Origin of the sequence: Mesorhizobium sp. M0029 (genome assembly GCF_040323735.1) — a bacterium.
GTDB lineage: Bacteria > Pseudomonadota > Alphaproteobacteria > Rhizobiales > Rhizobiaceae > Mesorhizobium.
Genome location: NZ_JAMYVF010000013.1, coordinates 87,288 through 104,368 on the forward strand (window position 1 = coordinate 87,288; position 17,081 = coordinate 104,368).

The following is a 17,081-nucleotide window of genomic DNA, read 5'->3' on the forward strand; positions in this document are numbered from 1 at the left end:
GATGACCGTGCTCCAAACGCTTATAGAGTTTCAACGCACAATCCATTTGGCTCTGGCCGAGCAGACCACGTATCTGGCGGGTTCGGACGCAAAGGTTTCTCACGGCCTCCTCGTATCGACAACCCTATCGATCACCCATGTGACAACAGCGATTCTGTCTCAATCGCCCTGGGGAGCGTTGGCCGCGCTCTCTGCCGGAAGACATCAGCCGCGGACTGCTTGGGTTGATCGGCCTATGGATGCTGTGGGGGGCACTCAGCCATGGGCATCATCACAAGCACGAAGGCGAAGCCGTCGCAGTCATGGCTGGACTGATTCCTTGTCCGCTCGCTGTTCGTCATGACGTTTGCGATCGCGCGCGGCGTGCCGGCGGCCGGCATCTTGTTCGCCGGCCCGATGATGATTGGCGTGGCGATCACGCTTTCGGCCGTCGCAATTCTGTCGATCCTACTGCGTCAACGCCTGGTGTGGTTTGTCGAAGGCAGGTCGCGCCTGTTCGAAGCGATCACCCAGGGCGTTGCCGGCATTGTGCTTGTCGGCGTGGCGGTTTGGTAGATTTAATCGGCCTGAGGCTGTTTGACCTAAAGAACAGCAAGGTTAGACAAGCGCCATCCCAACACCGTCAGGTTGGTGGCATTTCTGACTGGTCCGGGAAACTGATCGTCGGCGGTCCCTCGGCCCAGGTACAACTGGTGATGGACATGTATCCCGCAGTATGCAAGGTTCTCAATGAGTTCGCTGGTGCGCCATAATGCATGGGGTGAATGCAATGCGGGACGAAATCGACGAATTCTTAGAATTATCAGCGTTGCTTACTGGTCAATACAATATTGTAATTGATCCGGAGGATGCAACATTGGCTCGCCCAATCGCTGCGGAATATCGTCGACGCCTTTTGTCAGTGCTTCCCGATGGACTAAGAATCCTGATCGACGCTTATAAGTCTATTACATCGATCGAACCAAAACCCAAGATAGACGACCTGTTACTATCAGCGTTGAAGGCGACGCAAGGTTACAAAAATAACGAGTTCGTCGCCAAGCAGATCGTGAACATCTGGTACTTCTCGCAGTTCAAGGCTGAGGCGATGGGGGAACTCCTCGACGGCGGTTACTATGAGGAAGGTCTTGTTTGGCCTCTCATCAGGGCGCACCCTATCGGTTTTTCAAACCAGCCGCACGGGTATTGGACCAAGCAGCCTTGAGTATGGATCGGGTGCCGCCTGCCCGCGGCCGGAGATGATCATGGCAAGCGACTACGACATTGTCATCATAGGATCTGGCGTCGCCGGTGCCCTTTGTGCTTGGAAACTCAGCCGTTCTCGTCGCTATAAGATTTTGATCATCGAGGCTGGGGATAATGGCATCACAGCCGGCCAACGGATCCAATTCCACCACACTATGGATTCTCAGGGCAGCCGCGGTGACATGTATGCGCCATACATGGACCTCGAAAGCCGAATTTTTGCGCCAGCACCAGAAAAGTCCCAGCTCAGTCTCGCAGAGCAGAGGGACCAAGGGAAGGAGAAGTACTACGACTATACGCTAGCTACCAAGGATCCGTTCAAAGCCGGTTACAACCGTATGGTTGGCGGAAGCACATGGTCATGGCGAGGGAATTGCCCTCGGTTCATCCCCAGCGATTTCAAACTTAAGACTAATTTTGGCGTAGGCCGCGATTGGCCGCTCGACTACCACGAACTGGAGCCTTGGTATTGCCAAGCTGAGGCGGAACTCGGCGTTTCTGGTAATCACGAAGAGTGGGACGGGCTCCACGGTGGATACCGCAGTCAACCGTTTCCCATGCGCGGCATCCCATTTGGATACAGTGATCACCTAGTCAAGAATCGCATCGAGGGAAGAACGGTGCGAGGAAAGACGGTGCAAGTCGTTACCACGCCGCAAGCTCGAAACACCGTCGAATATGATGAACGACCGGCCTGCGAGGGCCATTCAAATTGTATTCCGCTGTGTCCAATCCAAGCCAAGTATGATGCAACGGTTCATTTGCGGCGGGTGCTTCAGGATCCGGGTAGTCGGGTCGAACTGAAAAAAGCCGCCGTGGTGACTCGCCTTGGTAAGGAGGAAGATGGGCGAGTGCGCCAAGTCTTTTACAAGGACTGGCGGTCTGACGATCCACAGAAGGAACGGTCCGTCAGTGCGGAAGTCGTGGTGCTCGCGGCTCACGCGATCGAGACTCCGAAGATCCTGCTGATGTCTGGCAATCTCGCTAATCGAAGCGATCAGGTGGGGCGAAATCTCATGGATCACATCCAATTTGAGGTAACCGCCCTGTTTCCCGAGCCGCTCTATCCGTTTCGAGGGCCCCAAACGATCTCCAGTATTGAAGCATTTCGGGACGGCGCCTTCCGCAGCAATCGCAGTGCCTTCCGCATGACGATCGGCAACGACGGCTGGGGACGCGCCGGCTCTCCTGCCACCGTGATCGACAAACTTCTAAGTGGCGGAAAGTTCGGTTCTGCTTTGCCGAGTGAGATTGCAAGCCAGATACCGAAGATGTTACGGTTAAGCTTTTCCACTGAGATGCTTCCAGAAAGTAAAAATCAGATTGATCTTTCATCAAAGATTGATGCATTGGGGATTCCGAGACCTCGATTTACCTTCGATGTTGGTGACTATGTGCGATCAGCTTTGAATGAAGGCTTCGACACAGCGAAGGATCTGTTTGGTATAATGGGCGCAACGATCGAGAACGAACAGGAAATGCCCCCGGGAAAATGGAACACCGCTGCGCACATAATGGGAACGTGCATCATGGGCGACGAGCCGACAAATTCCGTCGTCGATCGGTGGGGCCGGTCGCATGACGTTCCAAACCTTTGGATCGTCGGTTCGAGCGTTTTCTCGAGTAGTGCCACAGCGAACCCAACCTTGACGCTCGCCGCGCTGAGCCTTCGTACCGCGGCGGCGATCGAGCGGCAGATGCACAGTCAGACTAGCTAGCGATGTCGAGTCACCTGACGGCGATTCCATCCACTTACTTGCCTGGTCCAGATCTGGTCAATCGTCTTCCAGGCGGTTCACGGCGTACTCAGCGCTCGTGATGTTCTTGCAATATTTCAAGGCCGAATTCATCCTGTTTTAAACTAAACGAGAGGGCATGAAATGGGCATCGTTGATATCCAAGGCAAAGTCGACGTCTTTCAATATTGGCCTCACGGTTCGTCAGACGTCGACACCTTGAAATTCATTCCCGACCTTGCGTCAGCGCAGTATGTCGGGGACGGGGCCTCGACGAATGTTGGAGCGTTTTTTGAAAGAGGTGGCACGTTTCAACCCGACGACAACAATCCAGGAGAGGAGAAATTCAAGTCAATCCTCCGCAAAGCCGGAGGAGTGTCGCTTTCCGTCCGGCTGCAGGGCATTGATGCGCCGGAAACGCACTATTCGCCCAACTATCGCGAAGGCATGTTCGACGGCGACTATGCCAAATGGATCGCCAAGCACATTGCCCGGCAGAAGTCCTATCGCCAGCCCTATGGCAAACTCTGCACCGATCTTTTCGCCAACGGCCTAAGGACACAGCTCGGCATCGGCTCGTTCAATTCGGCCACTCCGGAAGTTCTGGTCGACGCGAAGGTCAGAATCCTGGCGGATGGGATCGATGGCGCGGTTGATGTCTTCGGCAGAGTGCTCGGATATGTCACGCTGATCGGCAACGGCCTGGAAATCGTCTTGAACGACCATGCTCTGACGCAGGGTTTCGCCTTCTGCTCATTCTACGGCAGCATGGCCATCGACGAGATGAAGAGACTCTCCGACCTCTTTGCCACGCACGGGGAAGGCGGAGCTCAAAAGTCGCAGCTGAGAAGCAATGTCTCGGGCCAGCTTCGGGATTTCGAGTCCGAGCTGTGGACGACAAAGTCGATGCGCGACACCGATCGCGACGACAACGGCGCTGACTCCTTCCGCTCAAAATGTTTCGATCCGAAGTTGTTTCGGCGATGTATCGACTGGGTCGGGCGCAAGGAAGCACTCGGGGAGTCTACCGCGCTGCTCGACTACATGCGGTCCAACGACGAGGACATCGTGTTGCTGAGTGACTTCGTCGCAGCAAAAGGCGATTGGAACAAATCCCGCAAATTCGCCCTCGGCTTTCTGATCGCAAAGGACGGTGCGTTCTCATACAAGACTGGTGAAGTGGTTTTCGAGTCGCGCCCTGTGGAGATCGTCAACGATCAGCACCAGCCGTTGCCAAAGAGCTTCCTCACGCCCTATCCGTGAGACGGTACCGGCGGAGCCATTGCGCAAGTCTCGAGCCATCGTCCTCACGTCTGTCGATCCTACTGCGTGAACGCCTGGTGTGGTTTGTCGAAGGTAAGGTCGTGCCTGTTCGAAGCGATCCCCCGGGTCCATCGAGAGCTTGGCTGGCGCTGCCCTGATCGCCCTCGCGATCCACGAAATCTTGCTTCGCTGATTGACGAAGACACAGCTAATCGCGCGCGGCCCGTGAGGATGTCGTCCTCAGCCGAGAATTAGGCCTGCCACGGCCATTTTGCACATTCCTTCCGAACCTGCGCAGGGCTCAGACCCAAGTCTGCCAGCTGATGGTCTTCGAGTTCGGCCAGCTGTTCCCGTTGGCGATGGATTTCGATCCAGCACGCCACCGACGCGATCGAGCGCACCAAATTTTCCATGACGCGATGGGCATTTCCCTCGGGCGATGAACGCCTCGGCGTCTCAATCAGCAGGGGGTTCAACATTTCTCATCCTTCCGCAGTGCGCTGGTTGACGTGTGGTGCGGAAATGCGCCAATCTACCCACGGGCGCAAAGCATGGTTTCTCGTGCTTGGCCCAATTTTTCTCATGATGTGGTGCGAAATTGGCCCGCCGACTGCCATCACTCAACGCCCTCAAAGCCTTCGAGGCGGCGGCGCGCCACGAGAGCTTCACCAGGGCGGCGGACGAACTTTCCGTGACGCAGGGTGCGGTGAGCCATCAGGTGAAGGCGCTCGAGCTCGAATTGGGCATCAGGCTGTTCGATCGCGAACGTCAAAAGCTGAGCATCACGCGGGCCGGCCTCTCCTATCTGGAGGTGGTGCGCGATGCCTTCGACCGTATTGCTCTCGGCACGCAACGCATCCAGCATCTATCTCGGGCCGGAGCGCTGACGGTCAGCACGTCTCCCGACTTTGCCGCCAAGTGGTTGGTAAACCGCCTTGGCAGGTTTGCCGAGACGCATCCGGACATCGATCTCAGGATTTCCGCAACCATGCATCACGTCGACTTCGCCAGAGAGGACGTCGATCTTGCCGTGCGGCATGGCGATGGCAACTGGGCGGGGCATGATGTTGTCCGCCTGTGCTCCGAGCAACTGTTCGCGGTTTGCAGTCCCAAACTTCACCAGCGGATGCGCGAGCCGTCCGATGTGTTGAACTTTCCTTTGCTGCATCTTGATGACCGAAAGGATTGGTCGGAATGGCTCGAGGCCGCCGGCGTGGTCGATACCGATCTCTCCCACGGACCGGTCTTGAACCGCGCCAGCATGGTCATAGACGCCGCTGTCGACGGCCAAGGTGTTGCACTCGCCCGCACCACGCTTGCAGCTTGGGACCTCATCAACGGGCGCCTCGTAAGACCATTCGCCACGGCTCTGCGATTGTCCAAGACCTACTGGATCGTCTGCCCCAAGGCGACGTCGATGCTCCCTAAGATTGCGACATTCCGTGACTGGCTGTTGGCTGAGACCGCCGATGATGTGCGCCGCCTCAAAACGCTCGGTCCATAGGCCTAAGATCGAATCGTGAAGGTCAAGCAGTCGGAAAAGTTACTCGCAAAGGGCTCAATTGTTCAACGGCTTCTGCGACGGGCGAACGTCCGGTTACCGGCCGCGAGAAGTAATTCGGACGAACGGCGATAAACGTGGATAAGAGTCCGCTAGCGCGCCAGCGCGACCTTCAGGATGGTGAGCCGCGATGTCCGTGGTGGCTATTCATACTGAGTTCAACCGCGACGAGACCGGATGCTGGCTCGCACCAGGCCCTACGGTGCGCCTCGGGAGATGATGAGATGACCGATCTTCAGAAGATCATTTGGATGATAGTGCTGGCGATCCTCGCCGGGATCGCGGTGATTTTACTAAATCACTGGATCAAAGGCGATCTGTCCGCAGCGCTGCCATTGACTTTGATCCCCGAGAAGCCAGTTTGAGCTCGGCCGGCATACCGGTTCATTTTTCTGTCTGATCTCGCCCGCCGCTTACGCCGGCGGGCTTTATGATAGGACAGGTCTGCAGAGAGGATTTGGTCATTCTGCCTCTCATTGACCGGCAGTCAGCGACGCTACCGTGATAGCTCCGCAATGATGTTCAAGGCCGAACGGCGGTTGCGCGATAGCGCCAAATACGCTTCAGAGATGACCGTAGCTTTTTCATACAGAGGATATCATGCCGGCGGACGATGGTAGTCTACGCGACATTCTTGGAATTTTGTTGGTTCTCGTACTCGTAGGCGCAAACGGCTTCTTTGTCGCCGCCGAGTTTGCCCTGGTAGCGGTTAGACGCAGCCGCGTCGACGAGCTTGCAACCGCCGGGCGCTTGAACGCCGGGCGGCTTCAAAAAGCCTTGGTCAATCTCGATGCCAATCTTGCCGCGACCCAACTCGGCATTACCATATCATCGCTGGCGCTCGGCTGGGTTGGCGAACCCGCACTTGCCCATCTGATCGAGCCACTGCTCTTAGGAGCAATGGGGTCGCTGGCCACGGCAGCTTCGCACACGATCGCCGTCGCAATCGCCTTCATCATCATCACCGCTCTTCACATTGTCCTGGGCGAGCTGGCGCCGAAAAGCCTGGCGCTTCAGCGCAGCGAGGGCACCGCACTCTGGGTCGTTCGCCCGCTCGGCCTGTTCCTTTTTCTGCTCAGGCCGGCGATCCTCGCTCTGAACGGTCTCGGCAATCTGGTGCTGCGTCTGTGCGGTCTGCGGCCGAGCACAGGGGAGGAGTCCTTGCATTCACCCGAAGAGTTGAAGCTGCTCGTGGCGGCAAGTCAGGAGGCAGGGCTGCTTCACCAGACTCAACAGGAACTGGTCGAGCGCGTCTTCAACATCGGCGATCGGCGCATCGCCGACATCATGACGCCGCGCCGCGATATCGACTGGATCGACACTGACGACAGCCCGGACGAGATTCTGCGCACCATCCGCGAATGTCGTCATGAGCAGCTTCTGGTCGGCCGTGGCGGGATTGACGAACCGCTCGGCATGATCCTGAAGAAGGATCTCCTTGACCAGGTACTCGATGGAAAAACGCTCGATCCGATGGCGGCTATCCGCGAACCCGTGATCGTCCACGAAGGAACGCAAATCTTCCGCGTACTCGATCAGTTCAAGCGGGCGCCGGTGCGCCTGGCGATCGTCATCGACGAATATGGCGCTCTGGAGGGGATCGTCACCCAGACCGATCTGCTCGAAGCCATTGCAGGCGACCTTCCGGACCTGGAAGGTGAAGACCCCGATGTCGTCGAGCGTGATGACGGTTCCTTGCTGATCGACGGCATGATGCTGGCGCACGATGCCTTCGCTCGCCTGGGCTTTCGGTCAGGAGCGGCCGAGGGTGATTTTCACACGATCGCCGGGTTCGCCTTGTCCCAGCTAGGTCACCTTCCGGAAGCTGGTGAGCACTTTGACTATGAAGGCTGGCGCTTCGAGATCCTCGATATGGACGGGAGGCGGATCGACAAGCTGCTCGCGCGCCGCGAGCGGCCTACATCCAAATCTGCAGCCATTTGAGACCGAACGCGCGAGAGGCCGGTAAGCCGGCCGGCCTTTTGCGCGCGAATATTTCCACCACCCGTCGGTTCGCCCCGGACGAGTCTCCACTGGAGCCACAGTGGCTGGTGAGCGTCTTCGCGTCGCACTATATGATCAATGGAACCGACAGTTGAGGGTTTAAATGGACGCCAAGAGCGCCGTCTGGCTGATTATTGGGGTCCTTGTGGTGCTAGTGGTGGCCTTCCTCACCGCAATGGCATTCGGGCTGCTATGAGTCAGTCAGGCTGATCTACACTCGACATGGGCTGGCGCAACTTGGTGTGGCCAGTCGCGATCGATCACCGATGGCGTCGGTGAGCCCCGACTGCGTTTGACCGCCTATTCGAAATGCATGGACTGGCCGCGCATCATTGCCAGCGTCAGCGCGATTGCAGGATTTGCCGGCGGCTTCTCCATATGCAAGGAGCCGTCGAAATCACGCCATGCCGCCATGCGCAATTCATCATCGTCATCGCTGGCCGCCGGGTCGAAAACGTGGGCATCACAGGGATCTCGGTCAATCTCGATTGTCCAGTCCTTGAGCGCCTTGCGAGCCATCTCTTCGACCTGGGCAAGGTCGCTGGTGAAGAAGGGGATACGGTCTCCATCTTCCGAAAGCGGCTCGACCCGGTCCAGCGTCGGCCGCTCGGGTACCCAACCGAGAACGAAGGCAATATCGAAATCGATCTGACGGTCTGGGCCGGCGGTGATCTCCAGCCGCTTGACGACGTCAGGATAGAGTTGCTTCCGCTCCGGCCAGATGTCAGGAATGGCTTCGGCTTGCAGCTTCGTGCGGGGAACGTTGATCAGTTCCATGACCTGATGGTGCGGAACTTTTTCCTCCGGCCAGCCCGCACAACACGCCGCCGCAGCAGCCTCGTCGGCTTCCAACCAAACTGTGGCAGCCCGGTCCTCGTCCTCCGTAGGTTTGTCGTCTTCGGGAAAGCCTTTGATATCCCATCCTTCCAACGCAAACAGTCCTTCCGCGCCTTGCAAAGCCGTAATGCTGGCGCGTGCAAACACTGCTTCGGCTGCCGCGATACCACGTGCGAGCTCTTGGGGTGTTGCGTCCTCGATGTTCAAGCGAAGTTCCATGGTTCGCTCCTTTAGCCTACTCCTGCCGATAGTGAACAAAAAGAGAACAAAAAGTCAAGCGCGACCTTGACGAGAGAGGAATATATTCCCTATTTCAGCGTGATCTGACAGCAAAGGACCATGGGCTCGGCGTCAATCGCGCTGGCCGGCGAAGCTATGGCAAAAACAGCGGAAGACAATTTTCGGATCGAGGTCTGGGATCGCGAGGAGCAGGGTTTGTCAGAAACCATTTCGCGTTCTCCCGATTCAACGGTGAGTCAGGCAGCCTGGCAAGCCGCCATCCGGCGCCGCCCGGGGATGTTGCTGATCCACTACAACAGTCGGCATGTGATGGAGAAAATCCTGACACCCGGCGAGGTGACAATCCCGCCACAGACGATTATCGACGGCAGCGTTCACGCCGGCCTCGATGTTGCTCTTGGAGATCTTCGCGAGTGGCATGTGTTGCGGGCCTGGTGCAGATCCTGTTCGCACCATGCAACGGTAAAGCCTGCCGGCCTCATCAAACGCTATGGCAAAGGCGCTCTGTTCAGTTCAGTAGAGCGAGCGCTATTCTGCACAAGTTGTGACAGGGGAGGGCCTGTCAGGTTGGAAATTCACAAGCTGCCACGCAATTGAGGGGTGAAGATGCAAGACCTCATCGATTTCGTCTAGGCCATCTCGGCTCGGGTTTGGACATCCGATCTCGGTCAGCTGTCGAGAGCCGGACCTCCGCGCAACCTCCGCCGGTGGCTTCGGCGCAAAATACGCGGACCACCGCGAACGGGGACAGTCGGTCCCGCGTCCCGTCCTGCGGCCGGCGCTATGCTGACGCTCCTACGGCTGTCCTGTTCACCGCCCGCGGCGGGGGCGAATTTCCTCCGTCCTACGCGCGGCAATTGTCCGCTGTTGCGGACGCGCGCAGGACTGCGTTTTATACGCCGTCCTTCCTTTGGGCGCCGACGGTCGCCGGCGCGGGGACGGGTGGGCATGGAACCGAATCCGAGGCAGGGTATTGAATCGGACTATGTATCCGAGTTCCGCATGTCGGCTGTAGACGGCACCCTCAGTAAAAGGCGCACACGGCCCAGAGACTCAGAATCTGTCCCTACAAATCGGCTCCCGCGGTTTCGTCCTTTCCAGCTATGCACGCTGACAGACCACATACCGGTCGGCGGGGATTGGCTTTTCGAGATGAAGTTCGACGGCTATCGTGCCCAAGTCGCCATCTCCGGCTCGAACGTCGTTGTCTATACCCGCAATGGCCACGACTGGACCCGACAGTTCAAGGTCATCCTACCGCCGCTTCAGAGACTGACCAAAGGCGCGGTGCTGATCGATGGTGAGATCGTCGCCATCGACAGTCAGGGCCGCACGAACTTCTCCATGCTGAAAACCGGCATCGCCGCGGGTATGCCCCTCAAGTTCTACGCCTTCGATCTGCTTGAATTCGATGGCGAAGATCTGTCGACCCTGCCGCTCCTTGAGCGCAAGGCGCGACTTGAGTCCCTGCTGGGCGCGCGCCGCCCTGACGACAGCCTGCAATTCTCCAGCCACATCGTCGACCAGGGCAGAAGGGTGTTCGACGCCATGTGCGAGGGCGGCCACGAAGGCGTCATCGCCAAGCGCGCCGACAGCTCCTACGTCGGCGACCGCACCGGGAGTTGGCTCAAGATCAAGTGCACGAAGCGACAGGAATTCGTCGTCGGCGGCTACCGCCCAAGTGACACAGGACGTGGCATGGCATCGTTGATCCTCGGCACTTACGAGAATGGCAAGCTCATCTATCGCGGCCGCGTCGGCACGGGGTTCACCGCGGCGATGCGCAAGGACATCCTCGCGAAGCTCGAGAAACGCCGTGTTGAGAAACCGGCTTTCGTCTCCGTTCCGAGAGACATTGCCCGCCGTGCCCGGTGGGTGAAGCCCGAGCTAGTTGTCGAAGTCACCTATGCCGAAGTGACACCGGACGGCAGCTTGCGACATCCAAGCTTTGAGGGCATGCGCGAAGATAAGCGAGCCGACCAAGTGGTAATGGAAATGCCGAAGACGCCGGCAACTCGTGGCTCCGCCAATCTCGATCCCGGAATCGGCAAGGAGATCGCCGCTGCTGTCGGCGTCAAGCTGACGCATCCAGACAAGGTCATGTATCCCGGGACCAAGGTGACCAAGGCCACGCTCGCCGCCTACTACGCCGTGGTCGCCGAGAAGATGCTGCCGCACATCCAGGATCGACCGCTGTCGCTGGTGCGCGATACCGATGGCGACCTGCAGCAGACCTTCTTTCAGAAGCACAGACTGCCCGGCATGCCCAAGGCCATCCATGACGGCCAGTTGGAGAAGATGTCCGGGAAGGAAAGCCGCATCTTGTGGGTCGATGACCTGGCTGGGCTGATCGCAGGCGTCCAGATGAACGTGCTCGAATTCCACATCTGGGGAAGCCTGCGCCACCAGCCCGATCTGCCGCATCGCATGATCTTCGACATCGACCCCGACGAAGGCTTGGGCTTCACTGCCGTCAAGCAGGCAGCCCTCGACATTCGAGGCATTCTGGAAGCGCTTGGACTGCAGTCGTGGCCGTTGCTGTCCGGCGGCAAGGGCGTTCATGTGGTCGTGCCGCTCGTCCCCGAGGCAGACTGGGACGAGGTCAAGAGCTTCTGCCAAGACTTCGCCGAACTACTGGCCCGTACAGATCCGTCGCGCTTCCTCGCCAACATGAGCAAGGCGAAGCGCAAGGGCCGAATATTTCTCGATTACCTGCGCAACGGCCAGGGCTCCACTGCAATCTGTCCCTGGTCCACTCGGGCACGCGCGGGGGCGGCGTGCGCGGTGCCCGTCAGTTGGAAGGAGTTGCCCTCCTGCGAAAGCGCCAACGGTTTCGATGTTTTCGCCGCCGCCGCGCGGGCTCAGTTGCCCGAAGCCTGGGAGGGCTATTTCGACGTCGAACAAACGCTTACCGATCGCATCCGCCACGCAGTCCGGTAGCAATAAGCAAACCAGATGGTTAGCGACATTTGATTTGGCGCGGACCGCCTTTGCCCAAATTCGAGAGCGTCCCCCTTCTACGGGAGGTCCCCGCAACGCAGTCTAGAGTGAGAGTACGGACCGGTTTGCCGTGACGGGTTGAGGGCTGGAGGAGAGGCCTCCGGCGCCCGTCGCGGAGAACCGCGATGTCCAGACATTACGCTCGCGCCGGCGCCGACCGGACAAGCCTCTATGACGATATCACCAACAAGATCATCGCGGAGCTGGAAGCCGGCCGCTTCCCCTGGGTGCAGCCCTGGGGAACGACGGCGGGGCAAGCGCCCCTCGCCATGCCGGCCAATGCCACGACTGGCCGCGCCTATTCCGGGATCAACGTGCTGATCCTGTGGGGTGCGGTCGTAGAGCATGGCTTTCCCGTCCAAAGCTGGCTGACTTTCCGCCAGGCGCTATCGCTGGGCGGCCATGTCCGCAAGGGCGAACACGGGACCACCGTCGTCTATGCTGACCGCTTCATTCCTGACGACGAGAAGCATCGCGCGCGGGAAACCGGCGAGGCAGCACAGGCCATACCGTTCCTTAAGCGCTTCACCGTGTTCAACGTCGCGCAATGCGAAAATCTGCCAGACGATCTGGCCGCGGCTCCGCCTGCACCGGAACCCGGACTGATCGAGCCTACAGTCGAGGCGCTGATCAAGGCGACAGGTATCGATTTCCGCATCGGTGGCAGCAGTGCCTATTATGTGCCGGCGCAGGACTACGTGCGGGTGCCGCCCCCGCAGGCCTATTTCGAGACCATCGACTGGCACCGCACCGCCCTGCACGAGCTTGGCCATGCGACCGGCCATCCCTCCCGCGTCGGCCGTGACCTCGGCGGCGCCTTCGGCACCAAGAGATATGCTTTCGAGGAACTGGTCGCAGAGATGAACGCAGCCTTCTGCTGCGCCTCGCTTGGCATCGTGCCAACCGTGCGCCACGCCGACTACCTGGCCTCCTGGCTCGAGGTCCTGCGCGAAGACAACCGCGCCATCGTGCGTGCCGCCTCCCAGGCCAGCAAGGCGGCCGACTGGCTGCTCGCCTTCCTGCCGCAACCTGACGGTGCAGCCAGGGCAGGCCCGGCCGACGTCGATGAGGCCGAGATCGAGAGGAGGGCGGCATGATCCTCCTCACCGACGAACTGCGCAAACGCCTGCTGGCCAATGGCCGCAACGCCGATCACGTACCGGTCGTGAAGCTCTTCAATCCGCTCGACGAAGGAACCTGGCTCGCAACCGAGCTGAGTGCCGATGGTGACACCATGTTCGGTCTCGCCGGTCTCGGATATCCCGAGCAGGGCAGTTTCTCGCTCTTCGAGATGACGTCGGTCCGGCTGCCTATCCGCATGGGCATCGAGCGCGATATCCTCTTTACCACCGACCTACCGATTTCGGTCTGGGCAGAGGCCGCCCGCCGGGCCGGAAAGCCTTCGCGACGCGGAACGCATCCTCTACCACGCCGCCCAGTCTGGCCGAGACGGCGCGTGAGATCTCAGCTTGAAATCCCCAATGCCGCAGATGCGCAAAGTCGTGTCTGCGGCCCTGTCGCCCTCCGGATTTTCGGTGTGCGGCGCAGTCCTCAGAGTGAGAGGGCTGCGCCCGTTTCTTTTGACGGGTTTGGAGGTCGAGAGAGTCTCGGCCGCCCGTCGCGGAGACAGTCCACATGGCTACGCCCAAGCAGAAGATCACCCTCAACGCTTCACGTGACATCCCCTTCAACAAGCTGGTGCTGAGCCAAGCCAATGTCCGGCGCATCAAGCGCGGGGAAACGATAGAGGACCTCGCCGCCTCGATCGCACGACGCGGCCTCTTGCAGAGTCTCAACGTCCGGCCAGTGCTGGATGGCGAGGGCAATGAGACCGGCATGTTTGAGGTGCCGGCTGGTGGGCGCCGCTATCGCGCGCTGGAACTGCTGGTCATGCAGAAGCGCATGATCAAGACCGAGCCAGTTCCCTGCGTCGTCAGCGACGCCCACAGCGCGGTCCCGATCGAGGAGGATTCGCTGGCCGAGAATTTTCAGCGCGAAGATTTACATCCCCTGGATATGTTCCGGGCCTTCCAGACCTTGCACGACCAAGGCGCCAGCCACGAGGAGATTGCGGCACGCTTCTTCGTGTCCGCTAGCTTTGTCCAGCAGCGCCTACGGCTCGCAAAAGTTTCGCGCAAGCTGCACGAGGTCTACGAGCAGGAGGGCATGCAGCTCGAGCAGCTCATGGCCTTTACCGTGACCGACGATCACGCCCGTCAGGAGCAGGTCTGGGAGGCGCTCGAAAACTCCTGGTCGAAGGAGCCGCAGCAGATCCGGCGCCTACTGACGGAGAGCACGGTGCGCGCGAGCGATCGCCGGGCGCTGTTCGTCGGTGTCGAGGCCTATGTCGCCGCCGGCGGCGTGGTGCTGCGTGACCTGTTCGAGGCCGACAATGGCGGCTGGCTGCAGGACCCGGCTCTGCTCGACCGCTTGGTCCGCGACAAGCTGAAGTCGATCGCCGACGAAATCGCGGCGGAGGGCTGGAAGTGGATCGTGGTCGATGTCGATCTGCCTTATGGCCATAATCACGGTCTGCGGGCACTGGCCGGCACCCCCGTCGATCTGACCGACGCGGAGCGGGCGGAACGCGAAGCCCTGCGCGCGGAGTACGAACGGCTGGAAGCCGAGTATGGTGAATCCGACGAACTCCCCGACGCGGTCGATCAACGTCTCGGCGAGATCGAGTCTGTGCTGGAGGCGTTCGAGAGCCGCCCGATGAACTACGATCCCGCCGATATCGGCCGCGCCGGTGCTTTCATCAGCATCGACCGTGACGGTGACCTGGTCGTCGATCGCGGATATGTGCGCCCCGAGGACGAAGCGCCGGAAGCGGTCGACGGCGACGCCGCCGAGCCCGGCGGTGTGACCGGGAGCGAGGAGGGAAGCGACGATCCTTCGGTTCGCCGCGCCACCATCACCATCGGCGCGCAAACGTCCGAGCCCGATGAGGATGACGGCGACGCCATCAAGCCGCTGCCCGAACGCCTGGTGATCGAGCTCACCGCGTATCGCACGTTGGCGCTGCGCAATGCCGTGGCCGAGAACCAGCATGTGGCCATCACGGCGCTGTTGCATCGGCTCGTCCTCGACACCTTCGGTCATCGCTCCGCGACCGGCTGCCTCGAGGCGTTCGTCCGACATGTCCACTTGCCGACGCAAGACGCCGAGCTGAAAGACAGCCCCGCGGCCAAGGCGATCGACGAACGCCATGAGGCGTGGAAGGGCGACATTCCGCTCGGTGACTACCAGACTCTGTGGGCTTGGCTCGACAGTCTCGATGAAGCCAGTCAGCACGCACTGCTGGCGCATTGCGTCAGCTATGGGATCAACGCGCTGTTCGAGCGACCTAACCCCTATGGCAGCGGCGTTTCCCAGCACGGGCTGGAGCAGCGCTTGCGCGAAGCCGACCGGCTCTCCCACGCCACCGGGCTCGACATGGTGGATGCGGGCTGGCGGCCGACGGTCGATAATTATCTCGGCCGGGTCACCAAGTCCCGCATCCTCGAAGCCGTGCGCGAAGGTGCCAGCGAGCAGGCGGCTCAACTCATCGACCACCTCAAGAAGGGCGACATGGCCAAGGAGGCCGAACGCCTCCTTGCCGATAGTGGCTGGCTACCCGAACCGCTCCGTCTGATCGATCATGACGCACCGCCCGCGCAGCCGGGCGAGGGCGAGGAACCTGACCTGCCCGAATTCCTCGCCGGCGATGACGAAGACGACTCGGCGGCAGCCGATGAGGTCATCGCACACGCTGTCGCTGCCGAATAGCACCCATCGACGGGGCGACTCCGGTCGCCCCGTTCCCCTTCACCTCACCCTCATGGCCCGACGCCCTGTCGGGCCTTTTCGTTTCAGGAGACATCCATGTCCGCCCACATCGTCTATGACAACGCCCCGCTCGGCTCGCTGATCCAGTACTCGGACGGCACCCCCAAACCGCCGGCGCGCTTTACCCGCAAGCTCGCCGACTGGGGCCGTCGCAACGGCCTCGGCCGTCTGGTCCGCAAGGCATCGCCGCGCGACCGTCCGACCTACAGCGCACCGGCCTCGATCACGCTCAATGAAGGTAACTTCTCTCGTGACGGTCATGCGAACCTACTCGGTCGACAGCGACCTCAGCTTCAAGATCGTCGAGCCGCCCGGTATCGGCATGGTCCGGGTCCTGCAGCAGATCGGCGACGACGACGAGTTGTTGCACCTCGCCGAGAGCCGGGAGGCGGCCGCACTCTGGTTGGCCAAGACCGGGTACCGCAATGCGCGTCTTGAAGACGTCACCGCTGACGAAGTCGGCGCCGACGTCGTCGAGGGGCGGGCGGCGGCGTAACACCTGCACGCATGGACATCAACCTCGACCCGCCACGGCCGGGGCTCGGAGACGAACGCCGGGCCGCCCTTTTTTTTAGGAGCAGCAAATGCCGCAATTCACCATCGAGACGACGTACCACCTACCAGTGTTCCGGCATTCAACCTATTTGGCTGAGACACCCGACGTCGCGTGCCGATTTGCCATCGAGGACACTGACTGTTCGGGTCAGCGGGAGGATTGCGAGTCCTCGGGCGAAACCCATGTCACCGGCATATGGGAGGGTGCCGGTGCCGCGTATCGTGGACAGGCCATTCCGGTTCATGCACATTTTGGGGAAGCGGTGCAGCGCAAGGCCGCACAATTCGAACTCATGCTGGGCTTGCTCAAGATCATTGTCGGCGATGCTAAGGCCCGCCGACCGACGCCGCCGGGGTGGCTCGGCAAGGCCGAATGGGCGATCGCGCGCGGCGAAGCGATCCTCGCGGGCGCCCGCGATCCAGTTGAACCCGGAGATGCGAAGGACTTGCCATGAGCATTCCCGACCATGCCCGCAGCAACTTCCAGACGCTGCTTCGTGCCGCCAGCGACGGCAACCTCGCGTTGATGGAATGCGCCGACGCGGCGACCGGGCAGCGGCGTTATGTAATCTGCGCGGTCGGGCGGGAGGGCGCGGACTACGTGTTCACCCCGTTCGGTCATCTTGCCGACGGCAATCCCTATGATGCCTACCTGCCGCCCGATCCCGACGACGCCAAAGGTTTCCTACAGAAGTCGGAGCCTGACGGCGGAATATGATCGAGATCGGTTGATACCGGCAAGCGCTCCACCTCATGGCGGGGCGCTTGTTTCATTTTAGCTTCGGCGGGACCTGAGAGGGAGAGGCGGGCCG

At 60.3% G+C, this 17,081-nt stretch carries 15 protein-coding genes and 2 pseudogenes; 15 read left to right on the forward strand and 2 right to left on the reverse strand.

The window, feature by feature from the left end; genetic code table 11:
- Window positions 1-339 precede the first annotated feature (339 nt).
- The 4 genes from NKJ76_RS21235 (at window position 340) to NKJ76_RS21250 (ending at window position 4,244) form a co-directional block, all read left to right on the forward strand.
- Window positions 340-555, forward strand: coding sequence for a hypothetical protein (locus NKJ76_RS21235; RefSeq protein ID WP_352538280.1), 216 nt, complete (start codon window positions 340-342; stop codon window positions 553-555).
- Window positions 556-769: 214 nt separating this feature from the next.
- A complete protein-coding gene (locus NKJ76_RS21240; protein ID WP_352538281.1) occupies window positions 770-1,204 on the forward strand; it encodes a hypothetical protein in 435 nt (144 codons plus the stop codon).
- Window positions 1,205-1,244: 40 nt separating this feature from the next.
- Window positions 1,245-2,963 (forward strand): GMC family oxidoreductase, encoded by a 1,719-nt coding sequence (locus tag NKJ76_RS21245; protein ID WP_352538282.1) that lies wholly within the window; start codon window positions 1,245-1,247, stop codon window positions 2,961-2,963.
- A gap of 162 nt (window positions 2,964-3,125) precedes the next feature.
- Window positions 3,126-4,244: a hypothetical protein gene (locus NKJ76_RS21250; RefSeq protein WP_352538283.1), complete on the forward strand. Its 1,119-nt coding sequence runs from the start codon at window positions 3,126-3,128 to the stop codon at window positions 4,242-4,244.
- A gap of 251 nt (window positions 4,245-4,495) precedes the next feature.
- On the opposite strand, the gene NKJ76_RS21255 is transcribed toward NKJ76_RS21250, so the two are convergent.
- Window positions 4,496-4,723 carry a DUF1127 domain-containing protein gene (locus tag NKJ76_RS21255; RefSeq protein WP_352538284.1) on the reverse strand — a complete coding sequence of 76 codons (228 nt, stop codon included), beginning with the start codon at window positions 4,721-4,723 and terminating at the stop codon, window positions 4,496-4,498.
- A gap of 119 nt (window positions 4,724-4,842) precedes the next feature.
- Between NKJ76_RS21255 and NKJ76_RS21260 the strand changes: the two genes are divergently transcribed.
- The 3 genes from NKJ76_RS21260 (at window position 4,843) to NKJ76_RS21270 (ending at window position 7,749) form a co-directional block, all read left to right on the forward strand.
- Window positions 4,843-5,748, forward strand: a complete 906-nt coding sequence (locus tag NKJ76_RS21260; protein ID WP_352538285.1) for a transcriptional regulator GcvA — start codon at window positions 4,843-4,845, stop codon at window positions 5,746-5,748.
- Between the two features lie 281 nt (window positions 5,749-6,029).
- Entirely contained in the window at window positions 6,030-6,170 is a 141-nt protein-coding gene (locus tag NKJ76_RS21265; RefSeq protein WP_352538286.1) for a hypothetical protein, read from the forward strand.
- Window positions 6,171-6,405: 235 nt separating this feature from the next.
- Window positions 6,406-7,749: a hemolysin family protein gene (locus tag NKJ76_RS21270; protein ID WP_352538287.1), complete on the forward strand. Its 1,344-nt coding sequence runs from the start codon at window positions 6,406-6,408 to the stop codon at window positions 7,747-7,749.
- Window positions 7,750-8,109: 360 nt separating this feature from the next.
- Here NKJ76_RS21270 and NKJ76_RS21275 read toward each other — a convergent pair whose 3' ends face one another.
- Complete coding sequence (locus NKJ76_RS21275) at window positions 8,110-8,865, reverse strand: hypothetical protein (RefSeq protein WP_352538288.1); 756 nt, start codon at window positions 8,863-8,865, stop codon at window positions 8,110-8,112.
- A 120-nt stretch (window positions 8,866-8,985) separates the two neighbouring features.
- On the opposite strand from NKJ76_RS21275, the gene NKJ76_RS21280 reads away from it, so the two are divergent.
- The 8 genes and pseudogenes from NKJ76_RS21280 (at window position 8,986) to NKJ76_RS21315 (ending at window position 16,987) form a co-directional block, all read left to right on the forward strand.
- Window positions 8,986-9,483 carry a hypothetical protein gene (locus NKJ76_RS21280; RefSeq protein WP_352538289.1) on the forward strand — a complete coding sequence of 166 codons (498 nt, stop codon included), beginning with the start codon at window positions 8,986-8,988 and terminating at the stop codon, window positions 9,481-9,483.
- Window positions 9,484-9,888: 405 nt separating this feature from the next.
- Window positions 9,889-11,826, forward strand: coding sequence for a DNA ligase D (gene ligD, locus NKJ76_RS21285; protein ID WP_352538335.1), 1,938 nt, complete (start codon window positions 9,889-9,891; stop codon window positions 11,824-11,826).
- 185 nt (window positions 11,827-12,011) lie between these two features.
- Window positions 12,012-12,983 (forward strand): ArdC family protein, encoded by a 972-nt coding sequence (locus NKJ76_RS21290; protein ID WP_352538290.1) that lies wholly within the window; start codon window positions 12,012-12,014, stop codon window positions 12,981-12,983.
- A pseudogene (locus NKJ76_RS21295) lies at window positions 12,980-13,346 on the forward strand (DUF2958 domain-containing protein). The gene NKJ76_RS21290 and the pseudogene NKJ76_RS21295 overlap by 4 nt, the downstream one beginning before the upstream one ends.
- A 175-nt stretch (window positions 13,347-13,521) precedes the next feature.
- Window positions 13,522-15,654 carry a ParB/RepB/Spo0J family partition protein gene (locus NKJ76_RS21300; protein WP_352538291.1) on the forward strand — a complete coding sequence of 711 codons (2,133 nt, stop codon included), beginning with the start codon at window positions 13,522-13,524 and terminating at the stop codon, window positions 15,652-15,654.
- 96 nt (window positions 15,655-15,750) lie between these two features.
- Window positions 15,751-16,210, forward strand: a pseudogene (locus NKJ76_RS21305) (UCP036055 family protein).
- Window positions 16,211-16,298: 88 nt separating this feature from the next.
- Window positions 16,299-16,724: a hypothetical protein gene (locus tag NKJ76_RS21310; RefSeq protein WP_352447727.1), complete on the forward strand. Its 426-nt coding sequence runs from the start codon at window positions 16,299-16,301 to the stop codon at window positions 16,722-16,724.
- Complete coding sequence (locus NKJ76_RS21315) at window positions 16,721-16,987, forward strand: DUF6117 family protein (RefSeq protein WP_352447728.1); 267 nt, start codon at window positions 16,721-16,723, stop codon at window positions 16,985-16,987. Before NKJ76_RS21310 ends, NKJ76_RS21315 begins: the two co-directional genes overlap by 4 nt.
- The last annotated feature ends 94 nt before the right edge of the window (window positions 16,988-17,081 follow it).